Below are 1,434 nucleotides of genomic sequence, written 5' to 3' on the forward strand. Positions count from 1 at the left end.
GCGGACCTCGTACCTCGGCCGCTGAGCTAAGCGTTGCAGCGGACCTCGTACCTCGGCCGCTGAGCTAAGCGTTGCAGCGGACCTCGTACCTCGGCCGCTGAGCTAAGCGTTAGCTGCTGCAACATCCATCGAGCAATGAATACCAGTTGAGAAGATAAAGTTATGATTAATGCAAGAGAGTTTGGCAGTATTCGAAAGAGGGTAATGAAAGAAAAGGCTGCTGACTTCTCTGCACAAAAAAGCATATACTCACGAGAACTCCCTAATTCCCAATTACATTGCATAGAGTTTTCTCCCGGAAAATGGGGTAATGAGTTCAGCGTTGATATTGGAATTCATTTTACATACTTGCCTAGCTTTGAATCTTTTTCACACATACCGAATACTAAGCATCCTACGCCTGAAACATGTGTACTGTCTAAAAGATGGCGTGACACAAACAATATGCAACTTTTTGGATATGGAAATTCACCCGAAGATGCTGAAAAACTGATCTCATCAATCATACAAAACTCAATCCTTGAATTTTCTGATTTTAATTCTAGATGGGGCAACGGAGAAGAGTTACTAACAGCATTACCCCCTGAAGCGTTAAGGAAAGATGCGAATATTTTTTACCAACTGATAAATGCGAGCCTTGAAAAACAAGACATATTATCTGAGAAAATGATGATTAGAAAAATCTTTCCAGGTTATTTTGTCCACGTGAAGCCTATGTGTATCGCCCTAAGTCATATGGCACTCGAATTTGGGAAACCAAAACTTGTTCACGAATACATAGAGATTACAACTATGCAGGGTCTAGGGCACATTGGTTGCAATCCAGCCACAGAAGAAATGGTTTCAGGCATCAAAAATAGAATATACAGCTAACAAGTGCATCCAGGTGACGCCAGAGGCGCACCTGATGCGGGCGTTAGCTGCCACGAAACATTCAACAAAGTTGGAACAAATAGGATAATAAATGAAGAAAACAATTCTTGAAATATATGCACTCGCAGTTTGTTTTTTTACTATTGCATGTTTTGTTATAACTTTGGGGTTTATTCTATGGAATGTAGTGGAGTTAAATGCTCCAGAGTTCACTATTAGCAACCACGATTATGAGTGTCATAGAACTGATTCTCAGTACAAAAAATGTTTTTCAAATAATTACGAATATACAAGAGAAGATAATTCTGAAATATTTCCCAACGGAAAAGACCTAACGGAAAAACGGAAATCCGATTATCAGCAGGTAATACAATCAGAAAAACGTCAGGCTCTTCAAGGAATAGCGCAAAAGTTGATTATTATTCTCATTGATCTCTTTATGTTCTTTGCTCATTGGGCACTAGCAAGGCGAGCAAGAGAAACATCAGCAACAGGCAGCTAACAAGCGCATCCAAGTGACGCCTTCGGCGCACCTGATGCGGGCGTTAGGTGAAGCTGAGT

The 1,434-nt window shown here is 40.9% G+C and carries 2 protein-coding genes; both read left to right on the forward strand.

All coding sequences use genetic code 11. From position 1 onward, the window contains the following. The first annotated feature begins 162 nt into the window (after positions 1-162). Positions 163-873 (forward strand): hypothetical protein, encoded by a 711-nt coding sequence (locus tag ACY2RQ_RS19325; RefSeq protein WP_490114646.1) that lies wholly within the window; start codon positions 163-165, stop codon positions 871-873. Between the two features lie 91 nt (positions 874-964). Beyond that, positions 965-1,375: a hypothetical protein gene (locus ACY2RQ_RS19330; RefSeq protein WP_490114647.1), complete on the forward strand. Its 411-nt coding sequence runs from the start codon at positions 965-967 to the stop codon at positions 1,373-1,375. Positions 1,376-1,434 lie beyond the last annotated feature (59 nt).

The organism is Parendozoicomonas sp. 209JJ7-1 (assembly GCF_058147085.1).